The sequence below is a fragment of the Rhizobium esperanzae genome, assembly GCF_014197615.1.
In the GTDB taxonomy this organism is placed as follows: Bacteria; Pseudomonadota; Alphaproteobacteria; order Rhizobiales; family Rhizobiaceae; genus Rhizobium; species Rhizobium esperanzae_A.
In genome coordinates, this window is sequence record NZ_JACIFY010000005.1 from 204109 (window position 1) to 228605 (window position 24497).

18 protein-coding genes are annotated in these 24497 nt (G+C 62.2%); 14 read left to right on the forward strand and 4 right to left on the reverse strand.

Translation table 11 applies throughout. The annotated features are described in order from the left end of the window. Positions 1–22: 22 nt before the first annotated feature. From phnE (GGD57_RS09305) to GGD57_RS09330, 6 genes are all read left to right on the forward strand, one after another. Positions 23–982 carry a phosphonate ABC transporter, permease protein PhnE gene (gene phnE / locus GGD57_RS09305; RefSeq protein WP_184468973.1) on the forward strand — a complete coding sequence of 320 codons (960 nt, stop codon included), beginning with the start codon at positions 23–25 and terminating at the stop codon, positions 980–982. A 7-nt stretch (positions 983–989) separates the two neighbouring features. Continuing rightward, positions 990–2333: a phosphonate ABC transporter, permease protein PhnE gene (phnE, locus tag GGD57_RS09310; protein ID WP_184468975.1), complete on the forward strand. Its 1344-nt coding sequence runs from the start codon at positions 990–992 to the stop codon at positions 2331–2333. Between the two features lie 139 nt (positions 2334–2472). Next, a complete protein-coding gene (locus GGD57_RS09315; protein WP_184468977.1) occupies positions 2473–3168 on the forward strand; it encodes a DUF1045 domain-containing protein in 696 nt (231 codons plus the stop codon). A gap of 13 nt (positions 3169–3181) precedes the next feature. Beyond that, positions 3182–4321, forward strand: coding sequence for an alpha-D-ribose 1-methylphosphonate 5-triphosphate diphosphatase (locus GGD57_RS09320; RefSeq protein WP_184468979.1), 1140 nt, complete (start codon positions 3182–3184; stop codon positions 4319–4321). Then, positions 4318–4911, forward strand: coding sequence for a phosphonate metabolism protein/1,5-bisphosphokinase (PRPP-forming) PhnN (gene phnN / locus GGD57_RS09325; RefSeq protein ID WP_184468981.1), 594 nt, complete (start codon positions 4318–4320; stop codon positions 4909–4911). Before GGD57_RS09320 ends, phnN begins: the two co-directional genes overlap by 4 nt. A gap of 20 nt (positions 4912–4931) precedes the next feature. Next, positions 4932–5435, forward strand: a complete 504-nt coding sequence (locus GGD57_RS09330) for a GrpB family protein (protein WP_184468983.1) — start codon at positions 4932–4934, stop codon at positions 5433–5435. Positions 5436–5465: 30 nt separating this feature from the next. Here GGD57_RS09330 and GGD57_RS09335 read toward each other — a convergent pair whose 3' ends face one another. Both GGD57_RS09335 and polA read right to left on the reverse strand, forming a co-directional pair. After that, complete coding sequence (locus GGD57_RS09335; RefSeq protein ID WP_184468985.1) at positions 5466–7808, reverse strand: DNA translocase FtsK; 2343 nt, start codon at positions 7806–7808, stop codon at positions 5466–5468. 172 nt (positions 7809–7980) lie between these two features. Continuing rightward, positions 7981–10980 carry a DNA polymerase I gene (gene polA, locus GGD57_RS09340; RefSeq protein WP_184468987.1) on the reverse strand — a complete coding sequence of 1000 codons (3000 nt, stop codon included), beginning with the start codon at positions 10978–10980 and terminating at the stop codon, positions 7981–7983. 426 nt (positions 10981–11406) lie between these two features. Between polA and GGD57_RS09345 the strand changes: the two genes are divergently transcribed. Then, positions 11407–11823, forward strand: a complete 417-nt coding sequence (locus GGD57_RS09345; RefSeq protein ID WP_184468989.1) for a MarR family winged helix-turn-helix transcriptional regulator — start codon at positions 11407–11409, stop codon at positions 11821–11823. Positions 11824–11829: 6 nt separating this feature from the next. Here GGD57_RS09345 and GGD57_RS09350 read toward each other — a convergent pair whose 3' ends face one another. Further along, complete coding sequence (locus GGD57_RS09350; RefSeq protein WP_184468991.1) at positions 11830–14208, reverse strand: bifunctional diguanylate cyclase/phosphodiesterase; 2379 nt, start codon at positions 14206–14208, stop codon at positions 11830–11832. A 214-nt stretch (positions 14209–14422) separates the two neighbouring features. Here GGD57_RS09350 and GGD57_RS09355 point away from each other — a divergent pair, with 214 nt between their 5' ends. From GGD57_RS09355 to GGD57_RS09385, 7 genes are all read left to right on the forward strand, one after another. Then, positions 14423–15811 (forward strand): dipeptidase, encoded by a 1389-nt coding sequence (locus GGD57_RS09355; RefSeq protein ID WP_184468993.1) that lies wholly within the window; start codon positions 14423–14425, stop codon positions 15809–15811. Between the two features lie 383 nt (positions 15812–16194). After that, complete coding sequence (locus GGD57_RS09360) at positions 16195–16827, forward strand: SH3 domain-containing protein (protein ID WP_184468995.1); 633 nt, start codon at positions 16195–16197, stop codon at positions 16825–16827. Between the two features lie 437 nt (positions 16828–17264). After that, positions 17265–17486: a hypothetical protein gene (locus GGD57_RS09365; RefSeq protein WP_085735560.1), complete on the forward strand. Its 222-nt coding sequence runs from the start codon at positions 17265–17267 to the stop codon at positions 17484–17486. Between the two features lie 144 nt (positions 17487–17630). Continuing rightward, positions 17631–19964, forward strand: coding sequence for a transglycosylase domain-containing protein (locus tag GGD57_RS09370; protein WP_184469013.1), 2334 nt, complete (start codon positions 17631–17633; stop codon positions 19962–19964). 385 nt (positions 19965–20349) lie between these two features. Then, positions 20350–22266 (forward strand): molecular chaperone DnaK, encoded by a 1917-nt coding sequence (gene dnaK, locus GGD57_RS09375; protein WP_126910124.1) that lies wholly within the window; start codon positions 20350–20352, stop codon positions 22264–22266. 85 nt (positions 22267–22351) lie between these two features. Then, the gene (gene dnaJ, locus GGD57_RS09380) at positions 22352–23482 is read left to right on the forward strand and encodes a molecular chaperone DnaJ (protein WP_085735555.1); all 1131 of its coding nucleotides are present in this window, start codon (positions 22352–22354) and stop codon (positions 23480–23482) included. A gap of 315 nt (positions 23483–23797) precedes the next feature. Then, entirely contained in the window at positions 23798–23998 is a 201-nt protein-coding gene (locus GGD57_RS09385) for a hypothetical protein (RefSeq protein ID WP_010068933.1), read from the forward strand. 136 nt (positions 23999–24134) lie between these two features. On the opposite strand, the gene GGD57_RS09390 is transcribed toward GGD57_RS09385, so the two are convergent. After that, a complete protein-coding gene (locus GGD57_RS09390) occupies positions 24135–24497 on the reverse strand; it encodes a helix-turn-helix domain-containing protein (protein WP_184469015.1) in 363 nt (120 codons plus the stop codon).

Genomic DNA, 24497 nt, shown 5'->3' on the forward strand with positions numbered 1-24497 from the left:
TCTGTAATCAGGCGAGGCGTTCATGACTGTTGCAGATACACAGCCGCACATGCAGAGCACGCAGGAGATCGGCACCGCCTGGGACCGGATGGTCGCCAAGCGCCGCTTTTATACCGTGCTTGGCCTCGTCATCCTCGTTGCGGCTTTCGTCAGTTCCGTCCGCTTCGCCGATGAGAGCAATGCCGGCCATTTCTTCGAGCGCCTGCCGCATCTTTTCGATTTCCTCAGCTGGCTCATTCCCAAGGACTGGAACGATGTCTGGCGCGCGCTGTTCGACATAACGAGCGTCAACGACAGAGGCGGCGAGGAATTCAATTTCGACAAGGGCCGTATCTACGTCTGGGGCGCCTTCTACATTCCCGAATATTTCGAGCTGATGATCGTCACGATCAACGTGGCGCTGATCTCGACCATCGCAGCCTTCGTCTTTGCCGTTCCCTTGAGTTTCTTTGCCGCCCGCAACCTGACGAGTTCATGGCCGCTGCGCATCTTCACCAAGCGCCTGATGGAATTCCTGCGCGCCTTTCCCGAGATCGTCATTGCCGGCCTGTTTTCGGCGATCCTGTCGATCGGACCGGTCGCCGCCATCATTGCCATCACCCTGCATACGATCGGCGCGCTCGGTAAACTTTTCTACGAAGTGGCCGAGAATATCGACATGAAGCCGCATGAGGGCATGAAGGCCGTCGGCGCCAACTGGTGGGAACGCGTGCGTTTCGCCGCCCTGCCGCAGGTGCTGCCGAATTTCACCTCCTATGCGCTCCTACGCCTGGAGATCAACGTGCGCGCCTCGACGATCATTGGCGCGGTCGGCGGCGGCGGCATCGGCGAGGAGCTGAAGCTTTCGATCTCGCGCGGCTTCGGCGCCAAGACGATGGCGCTCGTTCTGCTGCTGTTCGTGACGATCGTTGCCGTCGACCAGTTCTCCGCATGGCTGCGCCGCCGGCTCGTCGGCGATCACGCCTTCCTCCTGCAACATTGAGGCCGCCATGACGGTGATCGACGCCAACCGCATGCACGAGATAGAGACGCGCTATCCGGAATATTTCCACCGATCGTTCCGCCAGCGTTTCGGCGGGCTGATGATCGTGATCGCGACGCTGCTCTACAGCCTCTATGCCGTCTGGTTCTTCGACCTGCCGAAGCTCTTTGCCGAGGCCCATTGGGAGCGCGTCGGCATCTATCTCAGCCAATGGATAAGTTACGACGTGCAGCCGGAATTCCGCATCGAGAACGACGGCTCGATCGAGGTGCGTTATCCCCGTTTCTCGCCGCTCGGCGACAATCCGCATCCCGATTGGCTGGTCAACAATCCCGACGGCAGCATCAGTGTTTCGGTCAGCGGTGCCAGCCGCACGGTCACCGTCTCGAAGAACGAGACGATCGTCACCGCCAATGGCATCAGCGTGCCCGTAGACGTTTCCAGCGGCGCGCCGAAGGTGGTCGGGCCGGTGCCCGCGTGGATGACTGTCTATGACGACAATGTGCTCGCCGATCTCGGCTTTGCCGGTGACGTCAGCATTTCCGTCGACCGGGTGAAGATCCGCAAGCGTTTCATCGGCTGGGCGAATTTCATCTTCGACACGCAATCCTCCTTCTTCGACAAGCCCGCAGGCGAGGTCGTCAGCCTCATCGTCTCCGGCCCGCGCATCAAGCCCGACCAGTCCAACCTGTCGCTTGCCTTGGACGATATCTGGAACAACAGCGAGTGGCAGCACGGCGATGTCTGGACCAAGCTTTTCCAGACGATCGTCATGGCCTTCCTCGGAACGCTGCTCGGCTCGCTCGCTGCCTTTCCGCTCGCCTTCATGGCGGCGCGCAACATCACGCCGAACCGCTTCCTGAACCAGATCCTGAAGCGCTTCTTCGATTTCCTACGCTCGGTCGACATGCTGATCTGGGCGCTGTTCCTGACGCGCGCCTTCGGTCCCGGCCCGCTTGCCGGCAGCGGCGCGATCTTCCTCACCGAGACCGGCACGCTCGGCAAGCTCTATTCCGAAGGGCTGGAGAATATCGACAACAAGCCGCGGGAAGGCATCCAATCGACCGGCGCCCAGACCGTGCTCGTCCATCGTTACGGCATTATGCCGCAGATCGTTCCCGTCATCGTCAGCCAGACGCTCTACCAGTGGGAATCGAACGTGCGCGGCGCGACCATCATCGGCGCCGTCGGCGCCGGCGGCATCGGCCTCAAACTCTGGGAGGCGATGCGCACCAATGCCAACTGGGAAAACGTTGCCTACATGGTCATCCTGATCCTGATCGTCGTCTTCCTTTTCGACGCCGCCTCGAACGCGCTGCGCCACCGGCTGATGGGCACGAAGGCGCACTGACCCGCCGGTCGAAGGTGATGGCGGCTGCCGTCATCATCATTCTGTCACGGAAATCTTTTAGCCGGGAACCTGCTTGCGGTTCACCGCCAAATCACTGCACATTGCGCTCCCCGTTTCGACGATCCCCAGGATAAATGCCTTGCGCTACGCTCTCTATTTCTCGCCGCCGAAGGATGATCCCCTGACCGGCGCGGCTTCGCTCTGGCTCGGCCGCGATGCCTTTGCCGGCGAAACCTATCCGGCGCCGGAGCATGAGACCCTCGGTGCGGCAGAGCAGTTCGAGCTGACCGCCGACCCGCGCCGCTACGGCTTTCACGCGACGATCAAGGCGCCGTTTTCGCTCGCCGCCTCTGTCACCGAGAAAGATCTCATGACCGTCGTCGAGGAGTTTGCCGCGCGCACGCACGCCTTCGAGATCCCTGAGCTGGTGCTCGGCCAGCTCGGCCGTTTTTTTGCCCTCGTTCCCGGTTCTCTTCATCAACCTCTTCAGGATTTCGCCGCGAAGGTGGTAAAGTCATTCGAACCGTTCCGCGCAGCGCTTTCTCCGGCCGATATGGCGCGGCGCAACCCGGAGAAGCTCAGCGACAGCCAGCGCTCCAATCTGCAGCGCTGGGGTTATCCTTACGTGATGGAGGATTTCGGCTTCCACATGACGCTCACCGGCCAGGTGCCCGAGACACGCGCCGAGGTGATGAAAGCGATCCTGACCGAGCGTTTTGCCGATTTCACCGGCCGTCCGCTTGCGATTTCCGGCCTTGCCGTCTTCACCGAGGAGACGCGCGGCGCCCCGTTCAAAGTTCATTCCTGGCTGCCGCTTTCCGGCGCCAAAAGCTGAAAGACCTGACGAGATGAGCAAAGAGACCGTGTTTTCCAACGCCCGCATCGTTCTCGAGGATGACATCCTCGCAGGCTCGATCCTCATTCGCGACGGAAAGATTGCCGACATCTCCGAGGGCAATTCGGTAGCCGGCGAAGATTTCGAAGGCGACTATGTCATTCCCGGCCTCGTCGAACTCCATACCGATCATCTCGAAGGCCATTACCAGCCGCGTCCCGGCATTCGCTGGGACAAGATCGCCGCAGTCCAGGCGCATGACGCCCAGATCGTCACCTCAGGCATCACCACGGTGTTCGACTGCCTGCGCATGGGTGCGGACGAGGACGGCGGCTTCGAGCATGGCGAGATGCGCGACATGGCCGACGCCATTCAGTCGGCGGAGAAGGAAGGGCGGCTACGCGCCGAGCACCTGCTGCATCTGCGCTGCGAGGTCTCGGCCGACAATGTGCTCGAACATTTCGCCGATTTCGAACACGACCGGCATGTCCGGCTCGTCTCGCTGATGGATCATGCGCCCGGCCAGCGTCAGTTCCAGACAATGGACCAATATATCTTCTACTACCAGAAGAAGCGAGGCCTGAGCGACGAGGCTTTCGCCCGTTTCGTCGCCAAGCGCCAGGCGGAATCGGCGCGCAATTCGACGCCGCACCGCAACGCCATCGCCAAGGTCTGCGCCGAGCGCGGCATTACCGTGGCAAGCCATGACGACGCGACGCTTTCCCATGTCGACGAGGCGATCGACAACGGCGTGCGGCTTGCCGAATTCCCGACCAGCTTCGACGCCGCCCGGGCTTCGCACGGACATGGCATGAGCGTGCTGATGGGAGCGCCGAACATCGTGCGCGGCAAGTCTCACTCCGGCAATATCGCCGCCCGCGACCTCGCCGAGATGGGCGTGCTCGACGTGCTCTCCTCCGACTACGTGCCGCTCAGCCTGCTGCATGCGCCCTTCATCCTGGCCGACGAGGTCGAAAGCATTACCCTTCCGAAGGCGATCGCCATGGTGACGTCGACGCCCGCCCGCACCGTCAGCCTCGACGATCGCGGCCGGATCGCCACCGGGCTGCGCGCCGATCTCGTTCGCGTCCACCGTTCGCATGGCGTGCCGGTGACACGCTCCGTCTGGCGCCAGGGACGCCGTGTCGCATGACGCACGAACCTCATCCGGGCGCTGGCGCCGAGCGCGGAATCATGGTCGTCGTCGTCGGACCGAGCGGCGCCGGCAAGGACACGCTGATGAACCTCGCGGCCAAGCGTTTTTCCGGGCGTGACAATGTGCATTTCATCCGCCGCGTCATTACCCGCCACCGCGATGCCGGTGGCGAAAATCATCTTTCGGTCTCTCTCGAAGGGTTTGCGGCCATGGAGCAGTCCGGCTCCTTTGCGGTCTGGTGGGAAGCGCACGGCTTGAAATACGGCATTCCGGCCGAAGTCTCCGTCGCCCTTTCCAAGGGGCATGTTGTCGTCGCCAATGGCTCGCGCTCCGCACTTCACCGCTTCCAGGCCGCCTTCCCGCGGCTGAAGGTCATCAACGTCACCGCCCGCCCCGAAGTGCTTGCCGGACGGCTGGAAGCGCGCGGGCGCGAGACGCATGAGGATATCATGGCCAGGCTCGCCCGCGGCCCGCTGACGGTGCGCGGCGACTATGACGTGACGGAACTCGACAATAGCGGTTCGCTCGAAGAGGCCGAGCAGAAGATGATCGCGATCCTCGACGGGCTGCTCGCCCAGGTGCGCTGACGACAATCGCGAGGAAGGGCATGCGCGCCGTCGAAGTGGTCGGCTATGATCCATCCTGGCCGCGGCTCTTTGCCGAGATCAGCACCGAAGTCTCGATCCTGCTCGGCGACCTCGTGCTGTCCATCGATCATATCGGCAGTACGTCGGTTCCCGGCCTGTCCGCCAAGCCGAAGATCGACCTCGATATCGTCACGGTCTCCGACGACGTTCTGCCGACGGCGATCGATGCGATGCGCGCCGCCGATTTCGTCTTCCACGGCGATCGGGGAGAGAAACGCTGGGCCTTCACCCGGGATCACCAGGGTTACGGATTCAAGCTCTATCTCTGCGGACCCGATAACCGTGCGCACCGTGAGCGCATCCTGTTTCGCGACTATCTCCGGGAGCACCCGGAAAGAGCCCGGGCCTATGCCGAGCTGAAACGCCGCCTGGCTGTGGAGGCAGGCGGCGATTGGGATTTCTACACCGGCGGAAAGACCGGGTTCGTCAGCGAGACGGTGCGGCTGGCAAGCTTGAAGACATGAATCGGAGTGCGCAACGCACTCCGTGCCCGATCAATCGCCGTCGCCCCGCCCGGAGACGATCTCGCGCTTGCCGACGTGGTTGGCCGGGCCGACGAGGCCTTCCTTCTCCATGCGTTCGACAAGCGAAGCGGCTCTGTTGTAACCGATGCCGAGGCGGCGCTGGATGTAGGAGGTCGAGCACTTCTTATCGCGCATGACGACCTTGACCGCCTGCTCGTAGAGTTCGTTGCCATCTTCCGAGGCCATGGCGCTCTTGTCGAAGACGGCGCCGGCTTCTTCCTCTTCCGCCTCTTCCTCTTCATCGGCCGTGACGGTGTCGAGATATTCGGGGCGCCCTTGCGTTTTCAGATGGGCAACGACCTTTTCGACCTCGAGATCGGAAACGAAGGGACCGTGGACGCGGGAGATTCGCCCGCCGCCCTGCATGTGCAGCATGTCGCCCTGGCCGAGCAGCTGCTCGGCACCCTGTTCGCCAAGGATCGTGCGGCTGTCGATCTTCGAGGTCACCTGGAAGGAGATGCGGGTCGGGAAATTCGCCTTGATCGTGCCGGTGATGACGTCGACCGAGGGGCGCTGCGTCGCCATGATCAGATGAATGCCGGCGGCACGCGCCATCTGGGCGAGGCGCTGGATCGCGCCTTCGATTTCCTTGCCGGCGACCATCATCAGGTCGGCCATCTCGTCGACGATGACGACGATGTAAGGCATCGGCGCAAGATCCAGTTCCTGGCTCTCCTCGATCGGCGCACCGGTCTGCCGGTCGAAGCCGACCTGGACCATGATGTGGATGGTCTCGCCCTTGTCGCGGGCCTCGCCGACGCGGCCATTGTAGCCGTCGATATTGCGCACACCGAGGCGCGACATCTTGCGGTAACGCTCCTCCATCTCGCGCACGGCCCATTTCAGCGCCATCACCGCCTTCTTCGGATCGGTGACGACCGGCGTCAGCAGATGCGGGATACCGTCATAGACGGAGAGTTCGAGCATCTTCGGATCGACCATGATCAGCCGGCACTGCTCCGGCGTCATGCGATAGAGCAGCGACAGGATCATCGTGTTGATGGCAACCGACTTGCCCGAGCCGGTGGTGCCGGCGACGAGCAGATGCGGCATCTTGGCAAGCTCGGCAATCACAGGCTCGCCGCCGATGGTCTTGCCGAGGCCGAGCGCCAGCTTATAGCCGCTCTTCTCGAAATCCTGACTCTCGATCATCTCGCGGAAATAGACGGTTTCCCGGGTGACATTCGGCAATTCGATGCCGATGACGTTGCGGCCGGGAACGACGGCGACGCGGGCCGAGAGCGCCGACATCGAGCGGGCGATATCGTCGGCAAGGCCGATGACGCGCGACGATTTCACGCCCGGCGCCGGCTCGAATTCATAAAGGGTGACGACCGGGCCGGGGCGGACATGGATGATCTCGCCCTTGATGCCGAAATCCTCCAGCACGCTTTCCAGCAGCCCGGCATTCTGCTCCAGCGTCTCCTGCGACATGATCTCGCCGAGGCGTTCCGGCGGTTCCTGCAGGAGGGCGCGCGGCGGGAATTCATAGCCTGACGCGTCGATCCTTTCGGGCCGGGCGACGAGGCGCGGCGACGGCAGAACCGCGGCGACAGGCGGCGTGCGCTGCGGCGGCGGCGAGAGCTCGGGAGCGGGCACAATCTGCGGGGTTGGCGCGATCGGAGGCACCTGTATCGCCTGAGGTGCCGGCGCGACTGGGGCCTCGACGGGAACGCGCCTGGGTTTTTCCAGAGAAGGGGCGACTGGAGGACGTATGGCGACCTTTGCCGAGACCGCCGGTGGCGGAGCCGAGCGGGAGGCGACCGGAGCGGGAGCCGGCCGGCCGGGGCGCCATTCCATAATGCGGAACAGCGATGTGATCGATTCGGGCGCAGCCTCGGCCTTCGGCAGCGAGATGAGGGACGGCGCGCGAACCGGCTCGGCCTCTTCGAAGGCCATGACTTCCCAGAAGGCGAAGTCCGAAATGGAGGAAAGCTCGGCGGTGGCGCGGAAGGCCGGCACTACGGCCTCTTCAGCCAGGGGGGGCGGCTGCAGTTCGACCATGTCGGGTGCTGCGGGAATTTCGTCCGGCTCCGGCAGATAGATATCGAAGGGCACGTCGACCGCAACCGGCTCGATCCGTATCGCCTGCTGTCCAAGCTGCGAATCATCGCGAACGGGCTCATTCGGCTCGCGCCGTCTGCTGATCAGCGTCTCCGGCGTGCGGGTGAAACGGACGTTCGGCGCGAGGGAAAAATTGCTCTGCCAGATCGGCGCCGCCGGCTTTTCTCTCGGAGTTTCATCCGGAAGCTCCGTTTCAATCCCGCTGGAAAAGTCACCGGCGTCCGTCAAATTGGTTCTGGGAAAACGCATGCGTCCGCTACTCACTCATGCCTAACAAATTACGACCCTACCGGGATAGAAAAGGAAGGTTAATAAGTTCCTTCCTGCCGTATCGTTCCGAGACGGCTGCCGGACGTAAGTCGCTGCTATTTCAATGAGTTGTGTTCAGCGGAAAAATCTTTCTCATTTTTCGGGGAAGCCGTTAATGCGCCTCGTCCCAATTGCTGGCGGCGCGCGCGTCGACCCTGAGCGGCACGCGCATTTCGAGCGCCGGCATGGTGGCGTTTTCCATGACCGAGACGATGACCGGCATCGCCCTTTCGACATCCTCGTCCTCGACCTCGAAGATCAGTTCGTCATGCACCTGCAGCAGCATGCGAACACGCTCGGCAAGGCCGGCTTCGGCAAGGGCCGGCTCCATCCTGATCATCGCCCGGCGGATGACGTCGGCAGCCGAGCCCTGGATCGGCGCGTTGATCGCCGCACGCTCGTTGAAGGCGCGCACGGACGGATTGGACGAGCGGATTTCGGGATAGTTGATTCGCCGGCCGAAGATCGTCTCGACATAACCCTTGTCGCGAGCCATGGCCTTGCGGCTTTCCATATAATCGCGAATGCCGGGGAAACGCTCGAAATACTTCTTGATGTAATCGCCGGCTTCCGAACGCTCGATCGACAGCTGGTTGGCGAGACCGAAGGCCGAGATGCCGTAGATGATGCCGAAATTGATCGCCTTGGCGCGGCGGCGCACCTCGCTCGGCATGCCTTCGACCGGCACGCCGAACATTTCCGACGCCGTCATCGCATGGATGTCGACGCCATCCTCGAAGGCCTTGGTCAGCTGCGGGATCTCGGCCACATGGGCAAGCACACGCAGTTCGATCTGGCTGTAGTCGGCGGAGATCAGCTTGTGACCGGGCGTCGAGATGAAGGCGGTGCGGATCTTGCGGCCTTCGGCGGTGCGCACGGGAATGTTCTGCAGGTTCGGTTCGGAAGAGGACAGGCGTCCCGTCGTCGTCGATGCCAGCGAATAGGAGGTATGGACCCGCTTGGTCTCCGCGTGGACATAGCCGGGCAGCGCATCGGTATAGGTGGATTTCAGCTTGGTGAGCTGGCGCCAGTCGACGATCTTGCGCGGCAGTTCGAAACCGGCGGCGGCCAGATCCTCGAGCACCTGCGCGGAGGTGGACCATTGCCCGGTTTTCGTCTTGCTGCCGCCGGCAAGGCCCATCTTGCCGAACAGAATATCGCCCAGCTGCTTCGGCGAGCCGATATTGAACCGCTCGCCGGCGAGCTGGTAGATCTCGTCTTCCAGTCTCGCGGCACCCTGGGCCAGCTCGCCGGACAGGCGCGAGAGGATCTGCCGGTCGACGGTGATGCCGCGCGCTTCCATGCGCGCCAGCACCGGCAGCAGCGGCCGCTCCAGCCGTTCATAGACGCTGGTCAGCCCGGCCGCGGCCAGCCTCGGCTTCAGCACCAGCCACAGGCGCAGCGTCACGTCGGCGTCTTCGGCGGCATAATGGGTGGCGCGGTCGATATCGACGAGATCGAAGGTAACGTTCGCCTTGCCGCTGCCGGCCACATCCTTGTAGGGGATCGGCGTATGACCGAGGAATTTTTCCGAGAGCGGGTCCATGCCATGAGCGCCGGTGCCGGCGTCGAGCACGTAGGAAATCAGCATCGTGTCGTCGAAACTTCTGGTCTCGACGCCGTAGCGCTGCATCAGCAGGTAGTCGTATTTCAGGTTCTGCGCGACCTTGAGAACCGCAGGATCCTCCAGCAATGCCTTCAGCCGCGGCAAGGCATCGCGCATGGGGATCTGGTTGTCGGCAAGGCCACCGCCGAGCAGATCGCCGACGCCGTTCTTGTGGGCGAGCGGCACATAGGCGGCGCGGATTTTCGTACCCGTGGGATCGGCGACATTGTCGGCGATCGCCAGCGAAAAACCGACAAGCTCGGCCTGCATCGCATCCAGCGACGTGGTTTCGGTGTCGAAAGCAACGAGGCCGGTAGCGCGTGCATCGGCGATCCAGCGGTCGAGTGTCGCCAGATCGCGGATCGTCACATAGGCCGAATGATCGAAGGGCAGAGCCGCAAAGGCTTCGGCCCGCGCCTTGGCAAGATCGGCGGGCGAAAAGGCGCCTTCGACGGCAGCCTTCGCCTTGGCGCGCGGCGGTACCGGCACCGATTCGCCCGAGACCTCGGGGATGCCGCCGGCAACGGGCGCGGGCTCCGCCGCATCGAGATCGGGCCCATGGGCCGCCTTGCCCCATTCGACGCGGACGATGGCCGGCTCGATGGCATTGGCATCGCAATCGCAGACTTCGGCAACACGACGCGTCAGCGTGGTGAATTCCATCGTCTTCAGGAAGCCGATCAGCTTCGGGCCGTTCTGCGGCTCCAGCACCAGTGCGTCGAGATCGAGCTCGAGCGGCACATCGGTGCGCAGCCGCACCAGGTCGCGCGAGAGTCTGGCCATATCGATATTGGCGAGAATCGTCTCGCGGCGCTTGACCTGCTTGATCTCGGCGGCGCGGTCGAGCAGCGTATCGAGATCGCCATATTCCTCGAGGAGCTGGGCGGCAGTTTTCGGGCCGATGCCGGGAATGCCGGGCACATTGTCGACGGAATCGCCGGTCATCGCCTGCAGGTCGATCATCTTTTCCGGCGGCACGCCCCATTTCTCGACAACATCGGGAATGCCGATCTGCTTGTCCTTCATGCTGTCATACATGTGGACGCTCGATGTGACGAGCTGCATCAGGTCCTTGTCGGAGGAGACGATGGTGACGTCGGCGCCGGTTGCCTCGGCCTGGCGGGCATAGGTGGCGATGATATCGTCGGCCTCGAAGCCTTCGGTCTCGATGCAGGGCAGGTTGAAGGCGCGGGTCGCCTCTCTGATCAGGCCGAATTGCGGGATGAGTTCTTCCGGGGGCGCCGAGCGGTTCGCCTTATAGGCGTCGTAGAGATCCTTGCGAAAGGTCTTGGCGGAATAATCGAAGATGACTGCAAGGTGCGTCGGCGTCACGCCGACATCGGTATTGCGCGCATCTCTCAACAACTTCCACAGCATGTTGCAGAAACCGGAAACGGCGCCGATCGGCAGGCCGTCGGTCTTGCGGGTCAGCGGTGGCAGTGCATGAAACGCCCGAAAGATGAATCCGGAACCATCGACTAGGAAGAGGTGATCGCCTTTTTTCATGCGTGCATGGATAGCGCGGGCACGGGACGAGGTCCATATAAAGTTCGGCGTGCGAAACCGATTCCCACGCTCGGCGTTCAGGAGCCCGGCTCACCAAACTGTTACCGATTTGTAACGATCGGCCTCCCTTGAAAAACCACATTTGCAGACACAAATCGATGTCACCGGCGCTTGATCGCGCCGCGGGTCTGATCACCGGCTTGTCCCCCGCCGCGTCAGGCTTGGACAAAGGCCTTATCCCCCTCTCCGGGCCTTTGTCCCCACTTTAAGGTCGCCATGGCCAACCTCCAGGCCATGGCGACTTTTGTTTTTCCAGGCACTCGAAATTATTCTTTCGGCTTGCATATTTTGGAGCATCGCATGCGATTTGCTGCATTGTCTCCGGCATGGTTTTGAGCCTAACTTGCAATCATGGGATTTAACCGCATGGAATCGGGAGCTTACCTTGCCAGCCAGCTGGCGAAGGGTTTTGCCCGCTCGCTGCACCAGCGCGCGGTCGGGCTCGGTTTTTCTCCGGGTCAGTTCCCCATTCTGCTGGAACTCTGGGCCGAGGACGGACTGACCCAGAAACAGCTTCTCGAGCGGGTCGATATCGAGCAGGCAACCATGGCCAACACGCTTTCGCGCATGGTCCGCGACGGGTTGATCGAGCGCCGGCCGCATCCATCCGACAAGCGAGCGCAACTGCTCTTCCTGACGCCGAAAGCCCGCGCCATGGAGGCCGAGGCGATCCAGACGGCCCGTGAGGCCGACCTTGCGCTGTTCAAAGGGTTTCGGGTTTTCGAGCGCGAGCTGACGCTCGAATATATCCGCCGGCTTCTGGAAAACGCCAAGGCGCTCTGACCTAAATCATTCGCTGACAAGGCGTGTGCGCCGCGGCGGCTGCATGCCGGTCCCGGCCTGCCCCGACAGGAAGCTTTTACGAGCGGCCTGCTTCATGCTCGGCTCGATGTCCGGTTTGCCGAGCAACAGTCCCTGCACCTGCGCACAGCCTTCCTCGACGACGATCCGCCGCTGCATCTCCGTTTCCACGCCCTCGGTGACGACGGGCATGCCGAGGCTGTGGCCGAGACCGATAATGGCGCGCACGATCGATCGCGCCGCCGCGTCATGTTCCAGCACGCCGGTGAAGCTGCGGTCGACCTTGATCTTGTCGAAGGGAAACGAGCGCAGGTTCGAGAGCGAAGAGAAGCCGGTGCCGAAATCGTCCATGACGATGTGCACCCCCAACTTATACAGGCGCTGCAATGTTGCCATCACCCGGTCGCGATCGCGGATCAGGGCCGCCTCGGTGATCTCGAGCTCCAGCCGATCGGGTGCGAGCCCCGTTTCGGCGAGGACCGCCTCGACCCGCTCGCAGAGGTTGGGCAGCATGAACTGCACGGGCGAAACATTGACGGCAATCGTCAGCGGCTGCGGCCAGCGCACCGCCTCCATGCAGGCCTGCCGCAAGATCCATTCGCCGAGCTGAACGATCGAGCCGCTTTCCTCGGCGATCGGGATGAAAACGTCGGGCTCCGTCATGCCGTGGCCCGGCCGATGCCAGCGCATCAAGGCCTCGTAGCCGGTGATCTCGCCGCTCTGGGCGTTGAGGATCGGCTGATAGCTGACATGGAGCTGGTTGCGGGTGATGGCATGGCGCAGGTCGCTTTCGATCTGGCGGCGGTTGCGCGCCGCTTCGTCCATTTCCGTGTCGAAGAAACAGGCTCTGCCGCGGCCGTCATGCTTGACGCGGTAGAGCGCGGTATCGGCGTTGTTGCAGAGTTCTTCGGCGGTGCGCCCATCTCGCGGAAAGAGCGCGATGCCGAGGCTGACGCCGACGGCTGTGGGGTCTCGGGCCGTGTCCATCTCGGCGGCGAATTCGTCGATGATCGCAGCCGCGAGCTTTTGGGCGGCCGCCGGTTGCTGTCCGGCGGGCTGGATGACGGCAAATTCATCGCCGCCGAGGCGGGCGATCGTATCGCTTTCATCGGCCACGCGACGCAGGATCGAGCCGACCTTGCACAGAATTCGGTCGCCTTCGGCGTGGCCGAAAATATCGTTGACGGTCTTGAAGCGATCGAGATCGATATAGAAGAGAGCAACCTCGCTGTTCTTTCGCTCGGCCATCTGCAGCGCCTGGCGGATGCGCATGTCGAACAACGACCGGTTCGGAAGATCGGTGAGAACATCGTGGTGGGCGAGGTGTTCGATCAGTTCCTCGGCCTGCCTGCGCTCGGTAAGATCGCGCACCGCCAGCACATCGCAGTTGTGACCGCGATAGACGATCCTGCTCGTATTCAGTTCGACGGCGATCTCCTTGCCGCTCCTGGTGTTGAGCACCGTCTCGCCGGGCCTGTTCTGGCCCTGGGCGGCGGTCAGAACAACCGACGGCGCCTTGCCCGAGAGATCGGCAAGCTTCCAGCCGGAAAGCGCCTGGAAGCGTTCGTTGGCATCGATGATCCTGCCTTCGCGCAGGATCAGCAGCCCTTCCTGCGAGGCATTTGCGAGCCCTCTCAGATCCGTCAGGCGGCTTTCGATAAAGACCACCGCGATAGCGATCAGAATGAGAGCCGTCGCCGCCACCACGACGATCGCGGCGAGCAGGCTGGTGTCGAGCATCGTTGCCGGCACCTCCTTGCCGGGATCCGGCACGAGCGTGATGCTGGCCATCGAAATGAAGTGGAGAGCGCAGATCGCCAGGACGAAAATGACGGACGAGGTGAGAAGGCGCCTTAGTCCCTTCAAGCGAAAGAAGGCGTGGAAGGCGGCGCTCGACAGCAGCGCTCCGGCGACAACCGCACTCAGCGTCATCGCGGGATCGTAGCGGATGACCGCCTGTGTCTCGATCGCCTGCATGCCGGTCAGATGCATCGAGGCGATGCCGAACGCCATCAGGACGCCGCCGCGGATGCGCGAAAACCTGCCGCGGCTTTGCGAGGCGACCAGGATCGCCGCCCATGAACCGGCGACAGACAGGAGGAAGGAAAGGGCCGTCAGGCCCAGTCGGTAGCCGATCGGCATGCCGCCGTCATAGGCCAGCATCGCGATGAAGTGCGTTGCCCATACGCCGGTGCCGAAGGCGAAAGCCGACGCGCCGATCCACAGCCTGCGCCGCCCACCATCGAATTCCTGGGCACGGGAAAGCGGCAGCATCGCCGCCATCGCGCCGACCAGGCAAACCGCGGCCGCCGCAAGCACCAGCCGCCAATCGTGATCGTCCCGAATACATGTAATGACCGAAAACATCCGTCCCCCCGAACAGTTGAATTCGGTCAGGTTATTTAGGTTGTACTAAATAACTGTAAATTGAATTAGAGGACTCTTCTATATTACCCGGCAAATCTTCTCGGCGGCGATCTAAATCCGGTCACCGTTCGCGCCGGCCATTTTTGCTTTTTCCGCCTCGCCTGCCTTGCCGGTTTGGTCTATCGTCCGGCCGAATTTCAAAAAGGAGTCGAAAATGACCGATGTACAACAGGTGCTTGCACGCGCCGACCAGAACCTTTCATCGAGCCTCGAAAAACTGTTCGAGCTTTTGCGCATCCAGTCGATTTCCACCGATCCCGCCTTCAAGGCCGAATGCCGCAAAGCCGCCGAATGGCTCGTCGCCTATCTCCAGACGCTCGGCTTTACCGCCTCGGTGCGCGATACATCAGGCCACCCGATGGTGGTGGCCCACCACGCCGGCGCTTCCGCCGAGGCGCCGCATGTTCTCTTCTACGGCCATTATGACGTGCAGCCGGTCGATCCGATCGAGCTCTGGGAAAACGACCCCTTCGAGCCGTCGATCAAGGATGTCGGCGACGGCCGCAAGATCCTGACCGGCCGCGGCACCTCCGACGACAAGGGCCAGCTGATGACCTTCGTCGAGGCCTGCCGCGCCTATAAGGAAATCAACGGCGCGCTTCCCTGCCGCATCACCATCCTCTTCGAAGGCGAGGAAGAATCCGGCTCGCCGTCGCTGAAACCTTTCCTGGAGGCCAATGCCGCCGAACTCAAGGCCGATTATGCGCTGGTCTGCGATACCGGCATGTGGGACCGCGACACGCCGGCGATTGCCGCGGCACTGCGCGGCCTCGTCGGCGAGGAAGTGGTGGTAACGGCCGCCGACCGCGACCTGCATTCCGGCCTGTTCGGCGGGGCTGCGGCCAATCCGATCCATATTCTCGTCGAGGCCCTGGCAGGCCTGCATGACGAGACGGGCCGCATCACGCTTGACGGTTTCTACGACGGCGTCGAGGAAACCCCCGACAATATCAAGGCCTCGTGGGAGACGCTCGGCAAGACTGCCGAGAGCTTCCTCGGCGACGTCGGCCTTTCCATTCCTTCCGGCGAAAAGGGCCGTTCGGTGCTGGAACTCACCTGGGCGCGGCCGACCGCGGAGGTCAACGGCATCTGGGGCGGATATACCGGCGAAGGCTTCAAGACGGTGATTGCCGCCAAGGCTTCGGCGAAGGTTTCGTTCCGTCTCGTCGGCACGCAGGATCCGGCGGCCATCCGCGAAGCTTTCCGCGCCTATATCAGGTCGAAGATTCCGGCCGATTGCTCGGTCGAATTCCATCCGCATGGCGGTTCGCCGGCGATCCACCTCTCCTACGATTCGCCGGTTCTGACCAAGGCGAAGACCGCGCTTTCCGACGAATGGCCGAAACCCGCCATCGTCATCGGCATGGGCGGGTCGATCCCGATCGTCGGGGATTTCCAGAAGATGCTGGACATGGAATCGCTGCTCGTCGGCTTCGGTCTCGCCGATGACCGCATCCACTCGCCGAACGAGAAATACGAGCTTGTCTCCTACCACAAGGGCATCCGCTCCTGGGTGCGGATTCTTCAGGCGCTCGCCGCCTGAGGGAACGGGCACGCGCTCAGCCAAGACACGCGATGCAATGACAAAAAGGCCGGTGCAAACCGGCCTTTCGTCGTCCGCTCGCCTCAGTGCCAGTTCATCCGTGGTCAAGGAGAAAGCGGTATTGCAGTGAGACTGGCCCCGAAAGGTTAACGGGCCGTTAACGGCCGGCCACCGTTCGGCTGTTTGCAGGTGCAAGGCGCCGGCAGAAATTTCACCGTTCAAGCTACGTTCATCGCGAGCTGCATATAAGCCCTTGAAAGATAAGATGAATGATGCCGTATCGGACAATTGCGCGCATCACTTCCGTCTTTTGTTTCAGCCGCCTATGCCGCGGAAACGCGGCCAGGCGCTGCTGAATAACGTGCCAACAAGGACTGAGAAGCGTGAAAAATCTCTTTGTTAAAATCGCAGCGATCGGCATGTTCGTGCTGGCTCCTGCCATAGCGCAGGCCGCCGAGGGCTACTCGACGGCGAACGTCAATATGCGTGCGGGTCCAAGCACCCGATATCCCGCCGTCGCAATCATACCGGCAGGCTCTTCCGTCGAGATCCGCGGATGCCTCTCCGAGGTCAACTGGTGCGATGTCGAGTTTTACGGCGGCCGCGGCTGGGTTTCCGGCCAGTATGTGCAGGCCCTCTATCAGCAGCGCCGGATCTATGTCGGCCCGCAATATTACCGTCCGCTCGGCATTCCGATGATCCGCTTCAACGTCGACAATTACTGGGACCGTTACTACCGCAATCGCGATTTCTATCGCGAGCGTGACCGCTGGAGCCGCGGCCCGGACTATTATTACCGCGATCGCGACAATCGGGATCGGGATAACCGGGATCGCGACAGAGATTGGCGCGATCGCAATCGTGACCGGGACTGGCGCGACGACAACCAAGGGGACCGGCAAAGGGATGAGCGGCAAGGGGATGGCCGGCGATGGGACGACCGGAGAGGCGATGATCGCAGGCCGGACCGCAGGAATTTCGATTGCCGCCCCGGCGATCCTGCCTGCGACGAATGAAACAGAAAGGGCGCGGCGACGCCCCTTTCGAGTTTTGCCAAGCCGAAGGAAAATCCGAACAAAAAAGCCCGGCGCTCCCATGAGGGATGCACCGGGCCTGATGTCGATCGGCACGTGTTGAGGGGAGACGAGCCGATCATGCGCGGGACGTGAGGGGTTGTCCCGCTTGTTCTTAAACAATCGCGGAGCCTATTGGTTCCGCCGACCTGACAGAAGATATTCGGCGGAGTGCCGAAAGCAGCCTGTCGCCACGGCGGCGGTCGCAAGCCGGCGGGATGCTGCCTCTTTGTGACAATCGCGATGAATGGCATTCATGCCTGCGGGAGGTTGCCGACAACTTGCTGTGAGGGCATCGTGATGCTCTTGTCTTGCGGGATTCTTTGTTGCAATTTTGTGGCGTTGCGGATTGATTTTGATCCGTTCGAGGCTGGACCCTGATGACGCAAGACTACCTGGCTTTCCCAAGGCTTTTCGGCGCTCGGGCAGCCGCCACAGATGTAACCCTCTGGCATAAACACAACCCACTCCTTCCTGTGCGACTTATCGATGGGGCACGCCTCAACCCTTCCGGCCAGATCTGGCGCCGCTTTCATCTGGGCGAGTGGGAATATAAGCAGGATCCGGAAACCCTCGACGATTACGAGGCCCGCCAGTTCTGAAAGACCGCTCTGAAGGGAAGGGCTGCGATCCCTTCGCGCGCCGTCCTTAATACCCCGTTAAATCGCCGCAATTACAGTTCAACCGGATGATGACGTCGCCCGCAAGATCGGGCGCGATCGAACATGGGGTGTGACCGGTCGGCGATGGCAGGCAGAGGCAGATCAGGCGACAGAATCGAACCGTCCTTCAGCGGCCGCCCGGCACGCGACGATGACGAATTTTCGCTCGATGCCGATGACCGTGTAGTCGGAAGCAGATCGTCGCGGCGCGGCGGTTCCAAACCGCCGCCGGAACGCCCTGCCCCGCGGCGGCGGCGGCGCGAACCGCGCGAGCGGGAGCGCGAAAGTGGCGGCCTTTTCGGCTTTATGCGCCGCGTGATTTACTGGTGCGTCGTGCTGTTCATCTGGGCCGGCATCGGTGTTGCCGGGCTCGTGCTCTATTACGGTTCACGCATGCCGAGCGCCAGCACATGGGCGATCCCGGAACGGCCGCCGAACGTCAAGATCACCGCCGTCGACGGCAGCGTTATCGCCAATCGCGGCGCCACCGGCGGCGAGGCGCTATCGCTCGAAAACATGTCGCCCTATATTCCGGAAGCCGTCATCGCCATCGAGGACCGGCGTTTTTATTCGCATTTCGGCGTCGATCCGCTCGGTCTCGGCCGGGCGATCGTCACCAACTTCACGGCCGGCCACATGGTGCAGGGTGGCTCGACGCTGACGCAGCAGCTTGCCAAGAACCTCTTTCTCTCCCCCGAGAGAACGCTGGAACGCAAGGTGCAGGAAGTGCTGCTGGCGCTCTGGCTGGAGCAGAAATACACCAAGGACCAGATCCTTGCGATGTATCTCAACCGGGTGTTCTTCGGGTCTAACGCCTATGGCGTCGAGGCGGCCTCACGGCGCTATTTCAACAAATCGGCGCGTGACGTGAACCTTGGCGAGGCCGCTGTGCTGGCCGGCCTGCTCAAGGCGCCATCGCGGCTTTCGCCGGCCCGCGACGCGGACGCCGCCAATGCACGCGCCCAGCTCGTGCTCGCGGCAATGCGCGAGCAGGGCTTCATTACCGATTCCGAGGTCAAGACGGCGATGTCGCAGACCCCGGCTTCGGCCAAGAGCTATTGGTCGGGGGCCGGCCACTATGTCGCCGACATGGTGATGGACGAGTTGCCGGGCCTGATCGGCGACGTCAAGGAAGACGTCGTCGTCGACACCACCATCGACAAATCGCTGGAAAAGAAGGCCGAGCAATCGCTGGTCGACGTGCTCGACAAGGAGGGCGGCAAGCTCGATGCCTCGCAGGCGGCCCTCGTCTCGATCGACGGCACCGGCGCGATCCGGGCGCTGGTCGGCGGCAGGGATTATGCGGCGAGCCAGTTCAACCGCGCCGTCAAGGCCAAACGCCAGCCGGGCTCCTCGTTCAAGCCCTTCGTCTATGCCGCGGCACTCGAAAAGGGGCTGACGCCTTTTTCGGTGTTCAACGACGCGCCGATCCGCATCGGCGACTGGACGCCGGAGAATTACGAGAAGAAATACAATGGCGAGGTGACGCTGGCGACCGCGCTCGCCAAATCGCTGAACACGGTGGCGGCGCAGCTGGTGATGTATGACGGGCCGGACCAGGTGATCAAACTCGCCCATCGGCTCGGCATCGAAAGCGAGCTGCAGCCGAACGCCTCGATCGCGCTCGGCACTTCGGAAGTGTCGCTGATGGAACTCACCGCCTCCTACGCCGCCTTCATGAACGGCGGTTACAAGGCGACGCCGCACGTCATCCGCCGGGTGACGACCGCCGAGGGCAAGGTTCTCTACGAAAACACCTATGACAGCCCGCCGCGCGTGCTCTCCGAGCAGATCGCCGCCCAGATGGACACGATGATGATGGGCGTCATCGAGAACGGCACCGGCAAGAGCGCCAAGATCCCGGGCTGGCAGGCGGCCGGAAAGACCGGCACGACGCAGAATTCGCGCGACGCCCTGTTCGTCGGCTTCACCAGCAATCTCACGACAGGGGTCTGGTTCGGCAATGACGACGGCAAGCCGATGAAGAAGGTGACCGGCGGCGGCTTGCCGGCCAAGGCCTGGAAGGAATTCATGGTTGCCGCCCACAAGGGTCTTTCACCGGCGCCGCTCTTCGGCAACGGCCAGTTGATCGGCGATCCGAACAGCGGCCAGCCAATGGCGCAGGCGGCACCCGACGGCGGGCAACCGGTGACGGCCAAAGCGCCGCCGTCGACGATCGGTGGCATCATTTCCGGCGTCTTCGGCGGCAACGACAATGCCAACCGCTATCCGCAAGCGCCTGTCCGGCAGCCGTCGGCAACCTCCGGCAACGGTCCTGTTCCGCCTGCAGACATTGCCGAAGGCGGCGGTTCGGGCGACGGGAACATGGTTCCGCCGGGCGACATCGGGTCGCCGCAGACGACCTCTTCCGTCCAGCCTCGGCGTACGACGCTGCTCGATCTGATCATGGGCCAGTGAGAGCCTTGCTGCGGGCCTGGTGCAAGCGCGATGCCGCAAAACGGGCCGCCTCTGTTTTGATCGAGCGAGGCCCTTTCGCGCTTGCTTTCGGCGGGTGGCGCTGTCTCGGGACCACCGCACGTTTCGGCGCGGCACGCATTGGAAATCGGCTGCCTTACGCTCATGGGGCGACCTTGTTCCCGACGGTGATGAAAATTGAATGCAACACATTCGTTTTGCTGGATTCCGGGCCATTTCCCGCCTTGCAGTCCCGAAAACCGCTCCTTATATACGCCGCATCACCGCAATCACGATTGCGTAATCGTAAGTAGACCCATCCCGTAAGGGGCTGTCAGGGAAATGCCTTTCTGGGGGTTCCGACAGCTTGCTTCAAGGAGAGAATGACATGGCAAAAGTAATTGGTATCGACCTTGGAACGACGAATTCCTGCGTCGCGGTCATGGACGGCAAGGATGCGAAGGTCATCGAGAATGCGGAAGGTGCCCGCACGACGCCTTCCATGGTGGCATTTTCCGATGATGGCGAACGCCTCGTCGGCCAGCCGGCCAAGCGTCAGGCGGTCACCAACCCGACGAACACGCTCTTTGCGGTCAAGCGCCTGATCGGCCGCCGCTACGAAGACCCGACCGTCGAGAAGGACAAGCACCTCGTTCCCTTCACCATCGTCAAGGGCGACAATGGCGACGCCTGGGTCGAAGCCAATGGCAAGGGCTACTCGCCCGCACAGATTTCCGCGATGATCCTTCAGAAGATGAAGGAAACCGCCGAATCCTATCTCGGCGAAAAGGTCGAGAAGGCCGTCATCACCGTTCCCGCCTACTTCAACGACGCGCAGCGCCAGGCAACCAAGGATGCCGGCCGCATCGCCGGTCTTGAAGTGCTGCGCATCATCAACGAGCCGACCGCTGCCGCACTCGCCTACGGCCTCGACAAAAAAGAAGGCAAGACGATTGCCGTCTACGACCTTGGCGGCGGTACCTTCGATATCTCGATCCTCGAGATCGGCGACGGCGTGTTCGAAGTGAAGTCCACCAACGGCGATACGTTCCTCGGCGGTGAAGACTTCGACATGCGCCTCGTCGAATATCTCGTCGGCGAGTTCAAGCGGGACAACGGCATCGACCTGAAGAACGACAAGCTTGCCCTGCAGCGCCTCAAGGAAGCTGCGGAAAAGGCAAAGATCGAGCTGTCCTCGTCGCAGCAGACCGAAATCAACCTGCCGTTCATCACGGCTGACGCCTCCGGCCCGAAGCATCTGACGCTGAAGCTGACCCGCGCCAAGCTCGAGAGCCTGGTCGACGATCTCGTCCAGCGCACGATCGCACCGTGCAAGGCGGCCCTCAAGGATGCCGGCGTCACTGCGGCCGAAATCGACGAAGTCGTTCTGGTCGGCGGCATGAGCCGCATGCCGAAGGTCCAGGAAGTCGTCAAGCAGCTGTTCGGCAAGGAGCCGCACAAGGGCGTCAACCCGGATGAAGTCGTTGCACTCGGCGCCGCCATCCAGGCCGGCGTTCTGCAGGGCGACGTCAAAGACGTGCTGCTGCTCGACGTCACGCCGCTGTCGCTCGGCATCGAGACGCTCGGTGGCGTCTTCACCCGCCTGATCGAACGCAACACGACGATCCCGACGAAGAAGAGCCAGACCTTCTCGACCGCCGAAGACAACCAGCAGGCCGTCACCATCCGCGTTTCGCAGGGCGAGCGTGAAATGGCTGCCGACAACAAGCTGCTTGGCCAGTTCGACCTCGTCGGCCTGCCGCCGTCGCCGCGCGGCATGCCGCAGATCGAAGTCACCTTCGACATCGACGCCAACGGCATCGTGCAGGTTTCGGCCAAGGACAAGGGCACCGGCAAGGAACAGCAGATCCGCATCCAGGCTTCCGGCGGTCTTTCCGACGCCGACATCGAAAAGATGGTCAAGGATGCCGAAGCCCATGCCACCGAGGACAAGAAGCGCCGCGAAGGCGTGGAGGCCAAGAACCAGGCCGAAAGCCTGATCCACTCCACGGAAAAGTCGCTGAAGGATTACGGCGACAAGGTTTCCGAAGCCGACCGCACCGCGATCTCGGATGCGATCGCCGCGCTGAAGTCCGCGACCGAGGCAACCGAAGCCGACGCCGAAGACATCAAGGCCAAGACCCAGACCCTGATGGAAGTGTCGATGAAGCTCGGCCAGGCGATCTATGAAGCACAGCAGGCCGAAGGCGGCGCTGCCGGCGATGCCTCCGCGGAAGGCGGCGACAATGTCGTCGATGCCGACTACGAGGAAATCAAGGACGACGACCGCAAGAAGTCCGCGTAATCCGCGACGGCGTGGTTATGCTTCAACACCTGATCCGGCTGCTCACCATGGCAGCCGGAAATCCATTTCCGGGGTTTAATCCTTAATGGCAAAAGCGGACTTTTACGAAACTCTGGGTGTAGCCAAGACGGCGGACGAGAAAGAGCTGAAGAGCGCCTTCCGCAAACTGGCGATGAAATACCATCCGGACAAGAACCCGGATGACAAGGACGCCGAACGCAAGTTCAAGGAAATCAACGAAGCCTACGAGATGCTCAAGGACCCGCAGAAGCGGGCGGCCTATGATCGCTACGGCCATGCGGCCTTCGAACATGGCGGCATGGGCGGCGGCGGTGGCGGCGGCTTTGCCGGCGGCGGTTTCTCCGACATCTTCGAGGATATTTTCGGCGAGATGATGGGTGGAGGACGTGCGCGCCAGCGCTCGTCGGGAGGCCGGGAGCGCGGCGCCGATCTTCGCTACAATATGGAAATTACGCTGGAAGAATCCTTTTCCGGCAAGACGGCGCAGATCCGCGTTCCGACGTCGATCACCTGCGACGTCTGTTCGGGTTCGGGCGCCAAGCCCGGCACGCAGCCGAAGAATTGCGGCACCTGCCAGGGAAGTGGGCGCGTGCGTGCAGCGCAGGGCTTCTTCTCGATCGAGCGGACCTGCCCGACCTGCCACGGCCGCGGCCAGATCATTCCCGATCCTTGCCCGAAATGCCATGGCCAGGGCCGGGTGACGGAAGAGCGTTCGCTCTCGGTCAATATTCCCGCCGGCATCGAGGATGGTACGCGCATCCGCCTGCAGGGCGAGGGCGAAGCCGGCACCCGTGGCGGGCCGGCGGGCGATCTCTATATCTTCCTGTCCGTCAAACCGCATGAATTCTATCAGCGCGACGGAGCCGATCTTTATTGCGCCGTTCCGATCTCGATGACGACGGCCGCTCTCGGCGGAACCTTCGACGTGGCGACGCTCGACGGTACCAAGTCGCGCGTCAGCGTGCCCGAGGGCACGCAAGCCGGCAAACAGTTCCGCCTGAAAAACAAGGGCATGCCGGTGCTGCGCTCGGCGCAGACGGGCGACCTCTACATCCAGATCCAGATCGAGACGCCGCAAAAGCTCACCAAGCGCCAGCGCGAGCTGCTGCAGGAATTCGAGCAGCTTTCCTCCAAGGAGAACAATCCCGAATCGACGGGCTTCTTTGCCCGCATGAAGGAATTCTTCGAAGGCTGAACCGCGATCGATAGATCCCTCTCGAAAGCCGGGGACGGAAACGTCTCCGGCTTTTTTGATTCGCCATCTTTGTTTTTACGCATGTCGTTGTCGCAAACCGCTGCACGATTTTGCGCGACCCGCTTCAAGCGCTTTGCAATTGCCCCAATTTGCAACACTCAGTGCTTGCGCTGAGCAATTTGTCCCGGATCGGCACGGCGACGGGGCCGAACATGACTTACGTTAACGCAGCCAGATGATGCCGCTTGCAAGTTTTCCAAATGAATTCAGTCTCTGCCGTCAGTCGGGAACAACAAAAAATCAAGGGTATCTGCCATGGCGTCAGCCTTTTCCTCTCAGTCCGAAGATGTCGACGTTCTCGCCGGCGCCCTCTACACATGGTGCGCCGAGCGCAACATCAAGCTTCGCAGCCAGCAGGGCCTTTCAATCGCCAGTATTGCGATCGACCTCTATCATGCCGGCCACCAGACGCAGGACGATCTGCTGATGGCCTTGCACGAATGTGAGATTCACTAAAGCGCGCGGCGTAAAACCGCGCGCACCGGAGATGCTTCCTGTCTTTGTCTTGATGCCCCACCAAATTGCCGCACACATGCCTGTGTCCGGATATCACCCCGGACCAAGGTCATGTCTTCTGTGAAGCGCGGCGGAATCAGGCGGCGGTTTCTTCGGCCGCTTCGCCAACCATGAGGGTGAGGATGGTCTTGACCGCTTCCTTGCCCGCCGATGAACTCAGTTTGTCGTAGGTCAGAGCAAGCGCATAGGCGTCAGGGCTGAGTTCGACCCGGCTGCCGAATTGCGATACGCCCTCGAAAAGAGCAGAGATCTCGACATCGAGGAAAACCGCGATCTGATGCAGCTTGCTGGCGGAAACGCGGTTCGCGCCTTTTTCGTATTTCTGGATCTGCTGGAAAGTCAGTCCGAGTGCTTCGCCAAGCTCAAGCTGCGAAACACGGCGAAGGGCGCGAAACTGTCTTACGTTGCGACCAACGATAATATCAACCGGATCTGGCAC

Bases quoted from the DNA above. Each gene is read 5' to 3' on its own strand.
- GGD57_RS09365 (WP_085735560.1), top strand. From the start codon at position 17,265: ATGACGCAAGACTACCTGGCTTTCCCAAGGCTTTTCGGCGCTCGGGCA.
- dnaK (WP_126910124.1), top strand. From the start codon at position 20,350: ATGGCAAAAGTAATTGGTATCGACCTTGGAACGACGAATTCCTGCGTC.
- GGD57_RS09385 (WP_010068933.1), top strand. From the start codon at position 23,798: ATGGCGTCAGCCTTTTCCTCTCAGTCCGAAGATGTCGACGTTCTCGCC.
- GGD57_RS09345 (WP_184468989.1), top strand. From the start codon at position 11,407: ATGGAATCGGGAGCTTACCTTGCCAGCCAGCTGGCGAAGGGTTTTGCC.
- phnE (WP_184468975.1), top strand. From the start codon at position 990: ATGACGGTGATCGACGCCAACCGCATGCACGAGATAGAGACGCGCTAT.
- GGD57_RS09370 (WP_184469013.1), top strand. From the start codon at position 17,631: ATGGCAGGCAGAGGCAGATCAGGCGACAGAATCGAACCGTCCTTCAGC.
- GGD57_RS09320 (WP_184468979.1), top strand. From the start codon at position 3,182: ATGAGCAAAGAGACCGTGTTTTCCAACGCCCGCATCGTTCTCGAGGAT.
- phnE (WP_184468973.1), top strand. From the start codon at position 23: ATGACTGTTGCAGATACACAGCCGCACATGCAGAGCACGCAGGAGATC.
- polA (WP_184468987.1), bottom strand. From the start codon at position 10,980: ATGAAAAAAGGCGATCACCTCTTCCTAGTCGATGGTTCCGGATTCATC.
- GGD57_RS09335 (WP_184468985.1), bottom strand. From the start codon at position 7,808: ATGCGTTTTCCCAGAACCAATTTGACGGACGCCGGTGACTTTTCCAGC.
- GGD57_RS09350 (WP_184468991.1), bottom strand. From the start codon at position 14,208: ATGTTTTCGGTCATTACATGTATTCGGGACGATCACGATTGGCGGCTG.
- dnaJ (WP_085735555.1), top strand. From the start codon at position 22,352: ATGGCAAAAGCGGACTTTTACGAAACTCTGGGTGTAGCCAAGACGGCG.
- phnN (WP_184468981.1), top strand. From the start codon at position 4,318: ATGACGCACGAACCTCATCCGGGCGCTGGCGCCGAGCGCGGAATCATG.
- GGD57_RS09355 (WP_184468993.1), top strand. From the start codon at position 14,423: ATGACCGATGTACAACAGGTGCTTGCACGCGCCGACCAGAACCTTTCA.
- GGD57_RS09330 (WP_184468983.1), top strand. From the start codon at position 4,932: ATGCGCGCCGTCGAAGTGGTCGGCTATGATCCATCCTGGCCGCGGCTC.